The organism is Mariniblastus fucicola (assembly GCF_008087665.1).
Classification (GTDB): domain Bacteria; phylum Planctomycetota; class Planctomycetia; order Pirellulales; family Pirellulaceae; genus Mariniblastus; species Mariniblastus fucicola.
The window spans coordinates 5,486,169-5,502,647 of the sequence record NZ_CP042912.1 but is presented as its reverse complement, the minus strand read 5'-3'; the positions used below and the strand labels follow the sequence as shown (position 1 = coordinate 5,502,647).

Annotated in this window: 15 protein-coding genes; 7 read left to right on the top strand and 8 right to left on the bottom strand. The window is 54.0% G+C overall.

The window, feature by feature from the left end; all coding sequences use genetic code 11:
* Positions 1 to 5: 5 nt before the first annotated feature.
* The 4 genes from MFFC18_RS20540 to MFFC18_RS20525 all read left to right on the top strand — a co-directional run bounded on the left by MFFC18_RS20540 (position 6) and on the right by MFFC18_RS20525 (position 6,840).
* On the top strand, positions 6 to 401 hold the full coding sequence (locus MFFC18_RS20540; protein WP_075084005.1) for a hypothetical protein: 396 nt from the start codon (positions 6 to 8) through the stop codon (positions 399 to 401).
* A 306-nt stretch (positions 402 to 707) separates the two neighbouring features.
* Positions 708 to 1,988, top strand: a complete 1,281-nt coding sequence (gene clpX / locus MFFC18_RS20535) for an ATP-dependent Clp protease ATP-binding subunit ClpX (RefSeq protein WP_075084150.1) — start codon at positions 708 to 710, stop codon at positions 1,986 to 1,988.
* A gap of 596 nt (positions 1,989 to 2,584) precedes the next feature.
* Positions 2,585 to 5,320 (top strand): DUF1592 domain-containing protein, encoded by a 2,736-nt coding sequence (locus MFFC18_RS20530; RefSeq protein WP_075084007.1) that lies wholly within the window; start codon positions 2,585 to 2,587, stop codon positions 5,318 to 5,320.
* Between the two features lie 128 nt (positions 5,321 to 5,448).
* Positions 5,449 to 6,840 (top strand): DUF1552 domain-containing protein, encoded by a 1,392-nt coding sequence (locus MFFC18_RS20525; protein ID WP_075084008.1) that lies wholly within the window; start codon positions 5,449 to 5,451, stop codon positions 6,838 to 6,840.
* A 27-nt stretch (positions 6,841 to 6,867) separates the two neighbouring features.
* Here MFFC18_RS20525 and MFFC18_RS20520 read toward each other — a convergent pair whose 3' ends face one another.
* Positions 6,868 to 8,643 (bottom strand): calcium-binding protein, encoded by a 1,776-nt coding sequence (locus MFFC18_RS20520; protein ID WP_162273936.1) that lies wholly within the window; start codon positions 8,641 to 8,643, stop codon positions 6,868 to 6,870.
* A gap of 131 nt (positions 8,644 to 8,774) precedes the next feature.
* A complete protein-coding gene (coaD, locus tag MFFC18_RS20515; RefSeq protein WP_075084010.1) occupies positions 8,775 to 9,266 on the bottom strand; it encodes a pantetheine-phosphate adenylyltransferase in 492 nt (163 codons plus the stop codon).
* Positions 9,267 to 9,502: 236 nt separating this feature from the next.
* Between coaD and MFFC18_RS20510 the strand changes: the two genes are divergently transcribed.
* Entirely contained in the window at positions 9,503 to 9,709 is a 207-nt protein-coding gene (locus MFFC18_RS20510; RefSeq protein ID WP_075084011.1) for a hypothetical protein, read from the top strand.
* Between the two features lie 20 nt (positions 9,710 to 9,729).
* The gene (locus tag MFFC18_RS20505) at positions 9,730 to 10,770 is read left to right on the top strand and encodes a prenyltransferase/squalene oxidase repeat-containing protein (RefSeq protein WP_075084012.1); all 1,041 of its coding nucleotides are present in this window, start codon (positions 9,730 to 9,732) and stop codon (positions 10,768 to 10,770) included.
* Positions 10,771 to 10,867: 97 nt separating this feature from the next.
* On the opposite strand, the gene MFFC18_RS20500 is transcribed toward MFFC18_RS20505, so the two are convergent.
* A complete protein-coding gene (locus MFFC18_RS20500) occupies positions 10,868 to 11,386 on the bottom strand; it encodes a DUF1572 family protein (protein ID WP_075084013.1) in 519 nt (172 codons plus the stop codon).
* Positions 11,387 to 11,397: 11 nt separating this feature from the next.
* Positions 11,398 to 12,189 (bottom strand): uroporphyrinogen-III synthase, encoded by a 792-nt coding sequence (locus MFFC18_RS20495; protein ID WP_148619006.1) that lies wholly within the window; start codon positions 12,187 to 12,189, stop codon positions 11,398 to 11,400.
* 119 nt (positions 12,190 to 12,308) lie between these two features.
* On the opposite strand from MFFC18_RS20495, the gene rpsT reads away from it, so the two are divergent.
* On the top strand, positions 12,309 to 12,590 hold the full coding sequence (gene rpsT / locus MFFC18_RS20490; RefSeq protein ID WP_075084015.1) for a 30S ribosomal protein S20: 282 nt from the start codon (positions 12,309 to 12,311) through the stop codon (positions 12,588 to 12,590).
* A gap of 204 nt (positions 12,591 to 12,794) precedes the next feature.
* Here rpsT and MFFC18_RS20485 read toward each other — a convergent pair whose 3' ends face one another.
* From MFFC18_RS20485 to MFFC18_RS20470, 4 genes are all read right to left on the bottom strand, one after another.
* The gene (locus tag MFFC18_RS20485) at positions 12,795 to 13,289 is read right to left on the bottom strand and encodes a hypothetical protein (RefSeq protein ID WP_075084016.1); all 495 of its coding nucleotides are present in this window, start codon (positions 13,287 to 13,289) and stop codon (positions 12,795 to 12,797) included.
* Positions 13,276 to 14,169, bottom strand: a complete 894-nt coding sequence (locus tag MFFC18_RS20480) for a DUF1559 family PulG-like putative transporter (protein ID WP_162273937.1) — start codon at positions 14,167 to 14,169, stop codon at positions 13,276 to 13,278. Before MFFC18_RS20480 ends, MFFC18_RS20485 begins: the two co-directional genes overlap by 14 nt.
* Positions 14,170 to 14,319: 150 nt before the next feature.
* Positions 14,320 to 14,934 (bottom strand): YdeI/OmpD-associated family protein, encoded by a 615-nt coding sequence (locus MFFC18_RS20475; protein WP_202907526.1) that lies wholly within the window; start codon positions 14,932 to 14,934, stop codon positions 14,320 to 14,322.
* An 84-nt stretch (positions 14,935 to 15,018) separates the two neighbouring features.
* Positions 15,019 to 16,149, bottom strand: coding sequence for a pseudouridine synthase (locus MFFC18_RS20470; RefSeq protein WP_162273938.1), 1,131 nt, complete (start codon positions 16,147 to 16,149; stop codon positions 15,019 to 15,021).
* Between the last annotated feature and the right edge of the window lie 330 nt (positions 16,150 to 16,479).

Below are 16,479 nucleotides of genomic sequence, written 5' to 3'. Positions count from 1 at the left end.
GGCTGATGGAGAGTCTGAGGGATTGGTGGAACGGTGTGCTGCAGATTGAGGGCGCGACCTGGATTATCTATCCGAGTATTTTGGTTGCGCTGATTCTGGTTGCTTACTACGTCATTCAGGCGGTTCGCAACATGGCGATCGGCGGAACGGGAACAGAAGACCATCTCGGAACGTTCCGCAAGATGCGTGACGAAGGTGTGATTGGCGCCGACGAGTACAAGAAAGTAGCCGGGCTGGTTCCGTTGCCGGAGGTCGATGCGAAAGAACCCACCGAAGGCCTGGAGGGAGGCGTCGATGCTCTTTCAGAAGCTGCAAAGGCCGCAATCCGCAAAGCTGCACTCAAAAAAGCAGACGAATCCGGTGATGACGAAGAAGAATCTGACGCGGTTGAAGAAGGGTAATCGACAGAATCGTAAAACTGGCTGAACCCCATCCTGCCTTGCCCCGTACCACGGGTGAATTTATTCCGAAGGGACGGGCAACGCGGTTTGTGATTGTCTGTTCTGCGGAAGATTCGGCTTGTGAAAGTCACAACAGGCGACTTTCACAGGATGAAGAAGTGCCAGCAGAAATGCTGACAACAACTCTTACAGCTCGAAGGTTAGCGGGCAAGGAAGCACCGTCACACGCCGATCCGTTTCGACGAGTGATGTTCGAGCAAACAACTGGATTAACAACGGTTGGTTGTAAAAAACCAAGGAGTGAAAATGCCCGCTGATAACGGCACCAGTAGTCGCCGAAGTGGCACTACCAAGAAAAACGCGCACTGTTCATTTTGCAGGAAGAACTATCGCGATGTTGGGCCTCTCGTTGAGGGACCTGGCGACGTGTATATCTGCGGCGAATGTATCGAACTGTGCCAGAGCATTCTGGAACAGGAACAACGTCGCCGGACTCCTGGCAAACAGCTCTTCAACAGGATTCTTACACCGCGTGAAGTCGTCGAGCGAATGGATGAGTACGTCATCGGCCAACCTGCTGCGAAAAAGGTTTTGGCGGTTGCCGTGCACAACCACTACAAGCGTCTGTCTCTTGACTGGGAAGGCGGAGACGTTGAGATCGACAAGTCCAACATCATGCTGGTCGGACCTACGGGTTCGGGCAAAACGTTGTTGGCCAGAACACTTGCTCGCACCCTCAATGTTCCGTTTGCCATCGGTGATGCGACGACGCTTACAGAAGCCGGCTATGTCGGCGAAGACGTTGAAAACCTGCTACTGAAGTTGCTTCATGCTGCCGATTTTGACATCGAAGCTGCACAACGTGGAGTCATCTACATCGACGAGATCGACAAGATTGGCAAGACAAGCAACAACGTTTCGATCACTCGGGACGTTTCAGGAGAAGGCGTTCAACAGGCGCTTTTGAAAATGATCGAAGGCACCGTAGCCAACGTGCCACCGCAAGGTGGCAGGAAACATCCAGAGCAGCAGTACATCCAGATTGACACCAGTAACATTCTGTTCATCTGTGGTGGAACCTTTGTTGGCATTGATGAAATCATCCGCAAACGATTGGGTGAAAGAACGATTGGTTTTGGTTCCGGAAGCGGCGTCCGCGAGGACGGCGACATGGCTGAGATCCTGCCGCAGGTGACCAGCGATGACATTCTGGAATACGGGTTGATCCCCGAGTTGGTGGGACGCTTGCCTGTTACGACAGCGCTTGCTCCACTGAACGAAGCTGGTTTGATCCAGGTGATGACTGAACCCAAGAACGCACTTGTACGTCAATACCAAAGCCTTTTTGAAATGGAAGGCTGCAATCTCAACTTCACCGATGAAGCGTTGCAGATGATGGCTCACCGGGCCATGGAGAAAGAAACCGGAGCACGCGGTCTTCGCTCGATTATCGAACAGGTCATGCTTGACATCATGTACGACCTCCCTGACCAGCCGAAAGGCACCACGTTCGTTGTCGATGAGAAGATGGTTGCCGCGGGCATCAATCCGGAAGCTTTCAAAATGCCCGAATCGAAAAGTGCGTAGCTTGCTGCCCGCTTTTCACAGGGAGTTCGCAATCATTAAAACGTTGCGGACACCGAACCGAGATGTGTGAAAGTGAAGGAGAAGAGCATCGATTGGCCTCGCCGGTTTAAAACCGTCCGCCTTTCGAAGGACTCCAATCCAGCATGTTGGCAGTGGTTTAACAGTCATGTCCGTCGCCAGACGCGATGGGTTCTTCGCGATTGACTTCCGACCACCATCAACCGACCACATTTCAAAACTGGAGAGCAGATTCGAACCTGCGATCCAATGAGGAGAGTTTGATTTCGATTGCAACACTTTTTGACATGCACCTCGTTTATGCAATTTGAAATCGTCCGATACCAAATGACAAAGGCAGCTTGACGGTACCACAACTGCACGAGTCGACGTTACCAATAACCCTTGCTGATGGCCTGTTCATCAGCAAGGGTTTTTTGTTTGGCGTCCTGTGGACAGAAACACCATGAGTGGGTGAATTTGCAGAAAAATCCTGATATCGAGCGGAATGGTCCAATATTTAGCGACCTTCAGTTGTCGTTTTAATGTTCGCTGTACTGAGACACATTCATACGAGCCTTCTCCTGATCCTGCACCTGATGAAATTTAAATCCAGCGTCTTGCTTTTACTCGCATACTTCATGTTGTCTGCAGCATCGCTGGCTCAGGAAAAACCGACATCTCCAACTTCTCACTCGCTTGCAGATGCCAAACAATCTGGCGCGTTACGGTCTCGATTCAAGGGTAAGCCAGTCAGCAACGCGACTCCCTCGGTTCGCAAAGCTACCGATCTGAAGACTTACCGGAAATCGATTGAGCCTCTTCTGCAGAACGCATGCGAATCATGCCACGGTGAAGAAGAACAGGAAGCTGACTTTCGCACCGATCAGCTTAACCCAGATCTCGTGGCGGGAGACGACGAGAAGTGGTGGACGGAAGTTCAGAAAGTTCTGAGCAATGCAGAAATGCCTCCGGCAGATGCCGAAGTCCAGTTGAGTGATATTGAACGTGCGAAAATCATCGATTGGCTTTCAATGGAGATTCAGGTCGCTTCCAACGTTCGTCGTAGTCAGAAAAAACACTCCTCGTTTCGGCGCATGACGCGATACGAGTATTCATACGCCTTGCAGGATTTGCTGGGACTGCCTTACGACTTTGGTCGAGACCTGCCACCTGAAACTCCTTCACCAGATGGCTTTCTCAACAGCGCGGACATGCTGCAAATATCTACGACCCAACTCGGGATCTACCGTGAGCTCGCCCGGAAAGCGCTGGTCAAGGCAACGGTTCGTGGCGAACGGCCGAAACCGATCCAGTATCGAATCTCGATGGATGACGTGGCCGATCTGATGATTCGCGACTACGAAGAAGCGAAACAAAAACTCGAGGCCACGCATGAAACGCGAAACACAAAACCTGAAGACGCAAAAGAACAGCTGGCCAAGCTTCACCAGAAACATTTCAAGGCCCGCAACAGCAATACCCATTTGCTGAATGCGAATGGAGATCGATTGCTCACCAGCTACCGCTATCACGGTGCTCGCTACAGTTTGAAACCTGAAGAGAAAGAGGTTCAGGAACCGATCGAGGATGCAGCAAGCGAATATGCCCTGATCATTCCACCAAACGCCCGCCACAATTTCGACCTTGGCAATTACCTGCCGGCTTCAGGAACGATGAAGTTGCGAGTCAAAGCCAAACGCGTTCCGCATGACAATACTCCGGCGGGGGAATCGGCGCTGCCGGAACTGCGAGTCAACTTCGGTTTTCAGCCCAGCAACAACTCGCACACCAACTTTCCGGTGGGTTCGGCCCGCACTGTCGCCAACGAAGATTCAACCTGGTATGAATGGGACATTCATTTGGGCGAAGTCCCACGGAATGCCTATCGCAGCTCCAGGATGGGAGCACAGCCAAACCCGACTGAATATGTCATCCTCAGGAATCAGACAGGATACTGGTGGGCCGGTTCGATTGAGGTTGAAGCCATCGAAGTGGTTGCTCCCTGGTACGCACAGTGGCCGCCGAATTCCCATTTGGGGATTTTCCCGGAAGACATCGAAACGGGAAATGTCGTAGCAGCGGCCAAACGTATTCTTGAGCCTTTCATGTCTCGCGCCTGGCGCCGCTCTGTGACAGACGAAGAAGTGAATCGAAAGCTTGAGCTGTTTCAGGCGATCCTTCCGACCTGCGATGACAATCAGGAAGCGATGGTTGAAGTCCTCGCGACGGTGCTCTCATCGCCGAATTTTATCTACGTCGGGTTGCCCGATGCTACCGAACAGCCCAGCCAACTCAGCCAACTCAGCCAATCCAGCCAACCCAGTCGATTCGAACTTGCTTCAAAACTATCGATGTTTCTCTGGTGCAGCATTCCAGACAGGGAGTTGATGGATCTGGCGGCAAGTGGTGAGCTGGCCGAAGAACATGTCCTGCTTCAACAGGTCGATCGTATGTTGGCTGATCCGAAAAGCGAAAGGTTCTCGAAACACTTCGTACGTCAGTGGTTGGGCCTGGGACTGCTTGACTATCTGGACGTTGACAGGAAAACCTATGGCGATGTTGATGCGGCAGCAATCGACGCCATGAAGCGTGAGCCTATCGAGATGTTTCGCCATGTTCTTGGTGAGAACAAAAGCATTATCGATTTCCTTCACGCGGACTACACGTTTGCCAATCAGAGGCTTGCCAGACATTACGACATCGAGGGAATTTCGGGCAACGAGTTTCAGAGAGTTCGCTTTGGCCCTGAACAACAGCGTGGCGGACTTTTGACACAGGCCGGTCTGCTGGCCATGAACTCGGACGGGAAAGATTCCAATCCGCTCAAGCGAGGCATCTGGCTGTTGGACAAAATCCTGCACGACCCCCCTCCACCACCTCCTCCGGCTGTCCCCGAGATCGATCTGGCTGATCCGGAGGTCCTGAAAATGACTCTCAAGGAACGTCTGGAAGATCATCGCAGTGACGTCGCGTGCAAGTCTTGCCATGCACGGATCGATCCGTGGGGGATTGCTTTTGAAAACTACGACGCGGTCGGACGCTGGCGGGAAACGATCGGTGAAAAGCCGGTAGATGCGTCAAGCAAACTGTTCAATCAGGAAGAGCTGGACGGCGTCGACGGTCTCAAACGATACCTGCTTGAGAATCGACAGGATCAATTTGTGACGGCGATGGTAAGCAAAATGGTCTCGTACGGCCTGGGTCGTCCGCTGGGTTTTTCTGATCGTTCTTCCATTGAGTCCATTGCTTCTGACTTGAGAAAAAGCGGTGATGGCCTGAAGGCTCTGATTCGACTCGCCGTGACCAGCGACCTTTTCCGCGCAAACCAGTGACCGCCAAAGCTGAACGATAAATTTGCGAAGAGTCGAATGCTGAGTGCCGTGCTCACGTCCAGTGTTTAAAGGGCGGCACCGCCAATTCAGCTCTTAACGAACCAGAAGTTATTCTTGAAAGCAACAACATGCATCGAATCAATCGAAGATCTTTCATTCGTGGGACGAGCGGATTTGCGTTGGCGCTACCGTGGTTCGAAACTTATTCGCTGGCAGGTGTATCGCCGAAGCAACCGGAAGCTCCGAAGCGTCTCGCCTGCTTCTACATGCCCGACGGCGTTCCCATGCCGCTTAAAGAAGATCCGGCTTTCAAGGACTGGAGCTGGTTTCCTCATGGCTCGGGCAAGGATTTCAAATTCACGAAATGCCTCGATCCGCTTGAGCCGCTCAGGGATGACTTGACGGTTTTTAGCGGACTGTCTCACCCTTTTGCTCGCGATGTTCATGGTCACTCCAATGCAGATCAGTTTTTGACAGGAGCCAACACCGGCGGTTCAGGTGACTACCAGAACAGCATTTCGCTGGATCAGGCGTATGCACAGCATGTAGGCCAGCACACGCGATATTCGTCGCTGGTGTTGTCGACCGACGGAGGCACAGGATCGCCACGCGGTGCTCAAACGATGTCGTTCAATCGCAATGGTCGCCCGATTCCTGCGGAGAACAGGCCGAAGAGAATTTTTGACAGTCTGTTTGTCAAGAACGACAAAGAGGCGGCAAGACGTCTGGCACTAAGCAAGTCGGCTCTTGATGATTTAATGGGCGATGCCAGGTCGCTTCGCGCGCGGCTCTCCAATCAGGATCAGAAGACTTTGGATGACTATCTTCAGTCAGTGCGTGAAACGGAACTTCGAGTTGAAAAGGCAAAGCAGTGGCTGGAAGTTCCGCTGCCGGTCGTCAATGTGGACCACCTGAATCTGGAAGTAAACCCGGAAGATCCGCGCAACTATTTGCGAACAATGTTCGAGCTGATTTTTCTTGCGTTCAAAACAGATTCAACGCGGGTCGTGACCTATCAACTTGGTCGTGAGAATGGTGTCGGTGTGAGCGACTACCTTGCCAGAGCCATTGGCTTCCGCCAGACGCACCAGCTTTCACATGAAACCAAAAAGCCTGGAGGTTGGGAAAACTTTGGAAAGTACTGCCGATTTCTGGCCGAAGAGTATGCCCGATTTTTGACTCGCCTGAAAGCAACCCCGGAAATCGATGGCAGCGGGTCGATGCTGGACAATACGCTGGCGTTTTATGGTTCGGCATCGAGTTCATTTCATCTTTCGCGCAATTACCCGTTGATTCTTTCCGGTGGATCCAATCTCGGATTCAGCCACGGCCAGTACCGGCAGTTTGGAACCGGCGACGCAGATCATCAGGAAAACGCAGGCATCTCGACAGACAAAGGGTGGCGAAGCGAAATGCAGCACGAAGAGGCGCCGCTTTCGAATCTGTACCTGACCATGTTGCAGCGACTTGGCGTCGAAGCCGAAGAATTTGGCAACAGCAAAGCCACGCTGGATGCATAACCCAATGCAGCTTTGCAGGCTGCCGGCCTATCGCGAGAATCTACTTGAGATCAACTGTGCTGCTTGAGCATTTGTGATTCGGTCGTTGGTGATGTTCGGAAAGTTCATAAGGTTCGTGCCATTGCCCGAAACGTGCTCCAGTCCAAGGTTGTGGGCGATTTCATGCGATGCAACACGAGCGATTGCCATGCGTCCGTCATCGAAGCCAGGCAAGTTGTCGCCAACTTGAAAAGTGACACCATTACTACCGTCGACCGAAACGCCGTTTGTTGTGTTTTCATTCAGGTTCGCGCTGCCTGGTACGATTTCCACAAAATACATCATGATGTTGAGTGAATTTGTGTTGCCGACTCCTGCCGCGTCTCCCCGGTCAAAAATTTCGAACGCGTCGTTGAAAGGACGAGTCCCGCCGCTGCCGACGTTGGCAAACGTATTGTTCCAGGTGTTCGGAGTTCGCCAATTCACCTGAATGCGAGCCTGATACCAGATGTCATTGATCCATGTCTTGATTTCGGCTTCCTGTGCCGCGGTTCCGAAGTACTCGGCCGTGTTGGAGCCATTGGAGTTGGAAACGATAATCGGCTGGACGGCAACAACTTCTTCGATTTGGGATTCCGCCGCAATGATTCCGCTCGCGAAAGCGAGTTCCTCAATCTGATCGACATCGTCCGTGCCATCAGTGCCGACCATGTCGCGAACGAACAGGTCGCTACCGGCGATTCGATAACGCGACTGATTAAAGATATAGACCGCGGTATCGACGCCCGTTCCTCCGATCAATCGGTCATCGTCGGCACCGCCGTTGAGTTCGTCGTTGCCAGCGCCGCCTTCGATCCTGTCCTCGCCGTCGCCGCCTTCAGCTTTGTCGAATCCGTTTCCCAACTTGATCGTGTCGTCCCCGGCGCCGCCGAAGGCCGTGTCGTCACCGCCAAGCAGCGTAATTTCATCATCGCCACCGTCTCCGTAAGTGAAGTCGACCTGATCGCTACCGACAATCACGTCATCGCCTTCGCCGCCGCGCAGAGATTGGACGTTAAACTTTCCGGCAGAAACGCCTGCTCCAGCTTCGATCCGATCATCGCCGTCGCCGCCACGAAGCCGATCTGCTCCGGTTCCGCCCATGATGACATCGTTGCCGTCGTTGGTTCCAATCCAGTCATCGCCCGCACCGCCGTCGACGACGTCGTCGCCCTCTCCGGTGAATAGCAGATCGTCACCGTTGCCTCCGAAGACTTCGTCGATATCGCGTCCCGACGTAACCCGGTCGTCCCCTGCCCCGCCTTCGACATAGTTGTTGCCGTGTCCGGGATAAAGCAAGTCATCGCCGTTGCCGCCGTACACCGAATCGATCGAGTCGCCTCCGTAGATCGTGTCGTTTCCATCTTCGCCACGAATCGTGTTAGTACCGGTTCCACCGAAAAGCCGGTCGTCTCCTGCCCCGCCTTCGATGACCTTGGTTCCGTCGGCGCCGCCGCGAATTTCGTCATCCCCATCGTTCCCGGTCAGCATGTCGTTTCCAGAACCGCCGATCAGGCGATCGTTGCCGCTGCCGCCAATCAGAACGTCGTCGCCGTCCTGACCAAATGCGAAGGAAGGGATCGAAGTGTTGTTAGTGAATCGATCGTCGCCGCCAAGACCGACAAAACGAATGGACTCGACATCGGCAACATCGAACGACATCGTTTGGGCTCCGGTTAGCGACGCCGAAACCTGATTGCCGGAAACCGAAATCGAAGCAACGTCTGCGGTAGAATCGCCGCCGAGCAAAAGTTCGCTTCCGTTGAGCGAGATGGTTGCGAGCAATTGGCGGGGCTCGCACGAAGCGTACTGAAATTGAAAATTGCGGTGCCTGGGCATGCCGACTCCTTTGAGACGTTGAAACAAAAGCAACAAGAAGCGAGGGCAAAGAGGTGAGGCTCTATTTTTAGCCTGGCTCACTCCCGGCTGGCAAGCTTACTTCTCAATTCGGCGATGATGGGCACTGGCACAAACTCAGCCAATTGTTGGTCCGTTGCCAAAGGAGTCAGTTGCTTGATCAAAGAACTGGACACGTGGGCGAACTGCCCGTCCGCCATCAGAAAAACGGTTTCCAGATTCGGGTTCAGTTTTCGGTTCGCCATCATCATCGTGAACTCACCCGCGGTGTCGGTCATCGGACGAACGCCACGAATCATGACTTTCGCCCCGACGCTTTCGACAAAGTCCACGGCCAGCCCTTCGAAGGCACGGACTTCGACGTTGTCCAGGTGACTGGTGACCCGTTCGGCCAGGTCGATGCGTTCGTCGGGATTGAACAGGCCCTGCTTTTCGACGTTGACTCCGATGCCGACGATCAGCTTGTCAGAGATTCGGCTGGACCGCTCGATGACGTTGAGATGTCCAAGCGTGATGGGATCGAACGACCCTGTGTAGACGGCAAGTTTCAAGATAGGACCCCGGGAATTCCGAATTTTGGCGGTGCATCCAGGATAACCGCCAAGCTCCGCCCCTACGTTCGGTAACGGCGAAACAAAGTGAAATTTGGCGTGGTGACACCCGATTTATCGCAATTATACTGTCGAAACGGGATTCCCAGGAACCAGTTGCAGCGGCGACTCGTCAATTCTGGTACCCTTTCCCGGCTTTCACCAACCCAAATTGTCCACTCGACGAAGGAAAAACTGTGCAGAAAGGCCTTTGCATCATTGCACTCTCCATTGCCGTGGTCATCTTTATCATGTTCGCCGCCGATTTGATCTTGGGACTGAGCGGACAGACAAAGCTGGCGCCTTTCAAATACGCCCCGGGGATGATCATCGACATCGTCTTTGTTATCGTGTCGGGTGTGTTGGCCGCGATGAGCTGGACAACGTTCCGACAGCAAGTGTAGAAACACAAGGAACCGAATCGATGGACCGGCGAGCGATACTCAAGATTGGGCTCGCTTCTTCCGTCGCTGTCAGGGTTTCATCTTTGCTTCCATCGAAGCACGCAACTGCAGCCTGCTTTCCTGCGGCTGACAAAGTCCAGCTGGCGATCGACCGCGGGCTTGAGTTTCTGGTCAGCAAACAGAGCCGCGTTGGAGGCTGGGCTGACGAGAGCCACCAGACAGCAATCACCTCCCTGGCCGGAACTGCCCTGATTTGCAGCGGCTCGACAACGACGCAAGGCCCGTACGCCAAAGCGATCCGCTACTGCGTCGATTTTCTGCTAAGCAAATGTCGCCGCAACGGCCTGATTGGGGCCACTTCCGAGCAACGCTACACGTACGGCCACGGATTCGCGATGCTCTTTCTTTCGCAGGTGCTCGGTGAAGAAGAAGACATCGATCGACGCGAAGAACTTGTCGACGTTCTCGAGCGGGCTGTCAAGTTCAGCGTCAACGCCCAAACCAAGGACGGCGGTTGGGGTTACGTTAGCGGAGACAACTTCGATGAAGGTTCAACGACGATCACTCAGGTGCAGGGGTTACGCGGGTGTCGCAATGCCGGGATCGTGGTGCCCAAGCTGGCGATCGAGAAAGCCAAGCGATACATCTACAAATGCCAGAATTCAGATGGCGGAATCAAGTACTCGATCGGTTCCCGCGGCGGTGACTCACGACCCGCAATCACGGCTGCTGCGTTGGCAGCGCTTTTCAATGCCGGCGATTATCAAAGCAAGCACATTGCACCGATGTGGGCTTACTGCAAAAAGCACATGCATGACGTCGGTTCCAAAAAGATGGAGAGCTGGTGGCACTATACCTATCTGTATTACTCACAGGTCGTCTACCGCCAAGGCCCGTCGGTGTGGGATCCGTTTCGCGATCAAATCTACAAACGTCTGCTGCGAAAACAAAAAGACGATGGTAGCTGGGTTTCGGCTGATATGGGACAGGTGTATCCGACCAGCATCAATCTGATAATTTTGCAGCTGGATTACGGCTATTTGCCGATCTTCCAGCGATGATGTTCCGGCGCTGTTAGTCCAAAGTCTTGCTTGAATCGACCGCGGCGAAGCCTTTGGCTATCCATGGGTAAACGTTGCCGCGGGCGGAACGTTCCAATCAGAGCGGCACGTTTTCGCTTCCTGATTCGGGCGTCCATTGGAATCGATAGGCTTCCCCCAATAGCCATCTGGTCAGCATGATGATCTGGTGCGTGTGCCCGACGAAGTGGCTGGAGGTGTGCGAGATCGCTTGCATTTTTGTGACCTCGAATCCCTGAATCGTCGTTCGCTGCAAAAGCACGTTTGCCTCCAGTGTCAGCCAGATCGCTTTCGATTCGCAGACAACATTTTCCAGGTCGCTGAGAATTTCGCTGGCTCCAGTTTTTGGCGCGTCTGCGAACTCTTTTCCGCGGTCTCGTTGATCGGAAACATCGGTGAACGGCACAATGCCCCACTGGCGAAGATTACCTGCGATGTGGAGGCAGAGATTGCCGATGCTGTTGAGCGAGGGCTCAGGACGCGACCAGATTTGCTCATCGTCTAGCTGAGCCAGGCAGTGGCGGATCTTGATCATTGCCTGTTCGAGCAGATCAATCGACAACCGGCAAAACTCATCCGAAACGTTTTCTGAATTCATGACACGAAAACTCACTGTTGCGAATGAAAAGCCACGATCGCGGCGAGCAATCCATCGACGTCGTACTTGAGGGCTTCGGCTGCGACGACCAGTCCGCTCTCTGTCGCAGCCCGCGTTGTGGTTGGGCTGATTGAGGCGATTTTGGTGGAACCCAGTCGCCCGTCAAACAGTTTCGCCGCGTTTCGCGCGATCGAAGAACTTGTCACCGTTAGCCAGTCGAATTCGCCGGCGGAAAGGCTGGCCAGCACCGCAGGATCGACTTCGGTGACATCGACGCTCTGGTACACGGCCAACTCCTCGAACGGTATCTGAGCCTCGCGAAGCGCCGTCGGCAAAAAATTGCTTCCACGATTGGCACGCAGGATCAGAATCGGTTTGGAGCATCCTCGGGAGCGAAACTCTTCGATCAACAGCTTTGCCATCGACTCGCTATTGGAATCGTCTGGCAGCAGGTCGACTCGATAGCCAAACGCCGACAGAGCCTTTTGCGTCCCGATGCCCATGGCGACAAGCGGCGGGACTGAAGGAGCGTTTTTCAGGAATTGCTCGTGGGAGGCAGTTGCTGCTCGGCGGCTAAGGATCGCCATCAGCGAAAACTCGCTCAAACGCGAGGCGATCTGTGCCATTCGTGCCTCGTCGGGAGCCGGCAGGAATCGGATCAGCGGCATCGAAACGGCCTCAGCCCCGAGGCTTCGCAGGCCCTCTGCCAGCAGATCTGGCTCGTGCCTCGGCCGCGTGTTTAGCACGCGAACGCCACTGAGCGGCCTGTTTTTATCGGGCTTTGGCGTCGAAAGGTCACTCATCGTGGATTCGTTGGAAGAAACGGGGGTTTTGCCGAAATTTAGCTGTGGACAAAAATGGCGAATGACGACATATTTGTGAGCCGAATTCAACGAAATTAACTAACAGAATCTAATCTTCGATGCCTAATTCCCCTAGTGCCAGCAAGCGGCTTCGCCAAAACAAAGTTCGCCAGGCTCGCAATAAAGCAATCAAGAGTGCGATGCGTTCGCAAGTGAAGAAGGTCCGCGCCGCTGCAACGGCTGGCGATATCGAGACTGCGGAAACGGAATTCAAGCTCGCAGCGAAGAAGTTGGATCGTGCCGGAGCCAAAGGCATCATTCACGCCAACACAGCAGGACGTTACAAATCACGTCTTTCGTTGATGATCAAAAAGGCGAAAGCCGCCGGAGCAGCCAGCTAGTTTAGCTGCTCGTAAACCAGACATTATTCGACCGCGCGCTGATATTTTTGGCACGCGGTTTTTTCGTGCGCTGTTTCTTTCTTGTATGACCGACGAACCTCATGGCGCCCACCATCACGCTCATGCAAGAACGGACAACCGTCTTTCGCCAATTTCGCCAAACGGTTGTCCAATTTTGCTGGCTGACTCTTCACGAGCCTGCCCTCAGTTCAACTCCAGCACAACTGGAGAATTCGGCAGCCCGTTCGAACAGTCGATGGTCAGTCCGGAGGTGTCAAACGATGCGTACTTCTTTGGGAATGCGATGTTCGCCTGTTGGAACTTTTCGGGAACTTTATCTTCCCGACGTTTCGGTTGCTCGGAGCCACTGCCAGTCTTCGATGGTTTGGCGTTCGCAATGCCCTTTAGCTTGATGCCTTCGATCGCCACGTCATAAGTCTTTCCCGGTTCAATTCCGTGGACCGTAAACTGCCCATCATTTGTCAGGTTCGCGGACAGCCCATTGCCGGATGCCGGCTTGAGCATAACCTTGGCCGGGAAAACCGGTTTGCCTTTGTACGTAACCGAGCCCGTGACTTTTTCGGGCAGCGGTTCTTTACAGCCACTGCACAGCGCCAAAGTAAAACACGATACACCCAGCAACAGCCCGATCATCGCGACACCCAACGTCGGCTGTCCGATTGGTTTACTGGCGAGCATCAAGCACCTCCCCGCCTGCTGGTGTCAAAGCTGCCCACCAGATTTCATCAGCGACGCCTGCCTGAATCATGTGAGTACTGCCGTCGCCATAGGCCGTCAGGATGCCGGAACTTCGAGGGGCGTGTGCCTTCAAAGGGTCAACCGTGGCATCGGCATTGCCTTCGGTTGGCAGCACCTGGAACCGGTGAGCGATTTCGGGGTTCTCTGTGTCCTCGGGATAGGCTCCGAAAACTGGATTCCACTCGTACCAGTATTCTTCGCCGTACGCCCAGATGTTGTAGTACCAGTTGTCGTTGTTTGAATCCGCCGCAGCGTTGCGCATCGACATGTATCGTTCGGCAAAAAAGACCGTGTTGGAGGAGCCATCAGTCAGGTTGCCAAAGCCGCGCAACATTTTGTCAACGTCCGATGTTGTTCCTCGGATGTGGCCAAGTGCTTGATAGTTTGCACCGTAGCCGATCAAGCCGTATTCTCCCCACGGAGTGTGCTCGATCGTGCCACCGGCTCCAAGCGAGACATCGCAAGGGTTCGCGTAGAAGCTGACTTTCTCGCGATAGACGCCGTAGTAGTCGCCCGTATCGATGGTTTGATTGAGCAAGTTCTGTTGCTCGATGTAAGGAAGGATCTGCAGGAAGATCGAACCGCGAATTTTTGACTGTCCGCCCACCGTTACGACGGATGGTGGAAACTCCATGTGGCTGGACTCGTAGCTGTGAGTCGCCAGAGTGATTTGCCGCAACCGGTTCATGCTGTCGGTGCGCCGGGCGGCTTCGCGTACCTGCTGTACGGCCGGAAGCAGCATGCCGATCAAAATTCCAATGATGGCAATCACCACCAAAAGCTCAACCAATGTAAATCCTTTATTGCGTCTGCTGCTCATGCTCATCAACTCCCCGTAAGAATAAAAACGCGGGTTATACGGAGCCTTTGTGAAGGCTTTCGCAAGTCCGACGTTAAAGTCTCGTTAGGGTTGTGTGATGAATGATCGCACGTTCGGTACGGTCACATCCCAGTTGAATGCAAAAGGCCGTTAGCAATTGCGATACTTGTCGTGCAGGCCGACACCGTCACGGATCATGGGCAGGATCTTCTCCAGTCGTGTCAGCTTCGTCGCCTCACGTTTGGCCGTAGAAATGTGCTCGGCATAGTCTCGCTGCTTGCCGGGAGAAAGTTTGCCAAACGCGGCAGCCGCCTTTCGGTCTTTCTTCAGCACGGCGGCGAGTTCCGGTGGCATCTCGAAAGTGATCGCGTTCTTCTTCCTCTTCCCGGTTGTCACTTTCTTCGTCGCTGCGACTTTCATCGCTTCTTTCACGTAGGCCTTGAGGGCGCGGACTTTGATGTCCTTGGCCGAGGCCATCTTCCAATGACGCATCGACTGAGTCTTGCCCTCCTGTGCGTTGGTGAGAACGTCTTGAGGGTCAGGGAGTTCTGCGCCTTCGTAGAACCACACGCCGAAGTGGTTCTTGAATCCCGCAATACCAACAACGTTCTTGCCGTTGTGCACGTATACCGGAATCGACCATTTGATCGTTTCCTCCAGCCCCGTCGAGAGCATCGTTTCCCGAAGCTTGGTTAGCTCGGCGTCCCACTTTTCCTGAGACGCAATGTAGTCCTCGACAGATTTCGGCTTCTTCATTTTTGCCATGGTTAGCTCGGCTAAATCGTTTTTCAGATTATAAGCCAATCAACCGGGGCGCGTAGTAAAAACGGGGGAAGCCAGCTTTCGGGCCTAGCGTCGCTTCTTGCGGTTGGTCTTTTCGGTGCGCCAGCCTTTGGTCGGCCGAGCAGCACCGCGAGCGCCCGAGCCAGTGACTTTGCGAGTCTTGGCTTTCTTCCTGGTCGATGGTTTCTTTTTCTGTCTCGCTTCGCGGCGAGCCTGTTTTTCTTCCTGGACTTCGTCGAGTCCACGAGTCCTTGATCCGATCGACTTTTTTCGTTGCACCGGCTTGCCAGAGCAGGCCTTCTTCAACGCCTTCAGCTCGCCCGGCGTCAGTTCGCGATGGGCACCCGATGGCAGGTCTTTCATTTTGAGCGGGCCAATCGAAACTCGTTTGAGCGTTCGCACCTTGTGGCCGATCTTCGCCAGCAAGCGACGGATCTCGCGGTTGCGACCTTCCATCAACGTGATCTCGATCCAGCTGCTTTCTTTGCCCTTGCGAATGAACTTCGCGGATGTCGCTTTGGCTTTACCTTCAGCCAGGTACACGCCATCGGTCAGCGTTTTCAGATCCGCGGCGTCAGGCTGACCAGTCACCTGAACGTGGTATTTCTTTTCGACGCCGTAACGTGGATGAGTCAATCGGTTCGCAAGCTCTCCATCGTTGGTAACCAGAATCAGGCCTTCGCTTGATTGATCCAGTCGCCCGACGTTGTAGACGCGATTTCTGGTCATGATCAAATCGATGACTCGCATCCGGCCCGAAGGATCGTTGCTGGTCGAAAGCACGCCGGTCGGTTTGTTGAGAATGAAGTACTGCAGACGCTCCTGCTTCAGCTCGTTGCCGTCGACTTTGATTTTCTGTTTTGTGGGATCGACTTTGGTCCCCAGCGTAACGACTGTCTGACCGTCGACTTCCACCCTGCCCTCTTCGATGATCGTTTCGCATTCGCGGCGGCTTCCGATCCCGGCTGCGGCCATCACGCGCTGTAGCCGCTGAGTCGAATCGTCGGATTTGCGGCGAGTCGTCTTTTTGCGAGTCGTCTTTTTTTTACCGGCAGAGCTGACGCCAGATTTTTTCTTCGAGGCCGCTTTCTTGCTGGCCTTGGCCCACGGGCTGTTGGACCGCGTGCCGCCGCGGCGCGAGGCCGCTTTCTTTTTGCCGCGATCGGCGGAGGATGATTTTGAACGCTTCTTGGCCATGGCTGTGAGTGCAATCGATTGCACTGGTGGATTGAATGGAATGTGATGTGCGGGATTTGTTGGCAACGAACATCGTTGCGTAACGGCAGATCGTTTTCGGTCAGCGAGAAATAAGGCGACGACCGAGTGCGACGCCGGACACAGCTGGAAGTTTACGCCACATTCTTGCTGCATCGTGACCACAGGCTGCAAGCCTATGTCAGCTTTTGCTGCGACGAGACGAAATAGGCATTTCGGAACGCCAGAGATCGGCCGCGCGATGGACGCAAAAACATAACGGCTCGCGAACCATCGTAGCAGCGAATATGTCAAATAATGCGGCAGAACTTT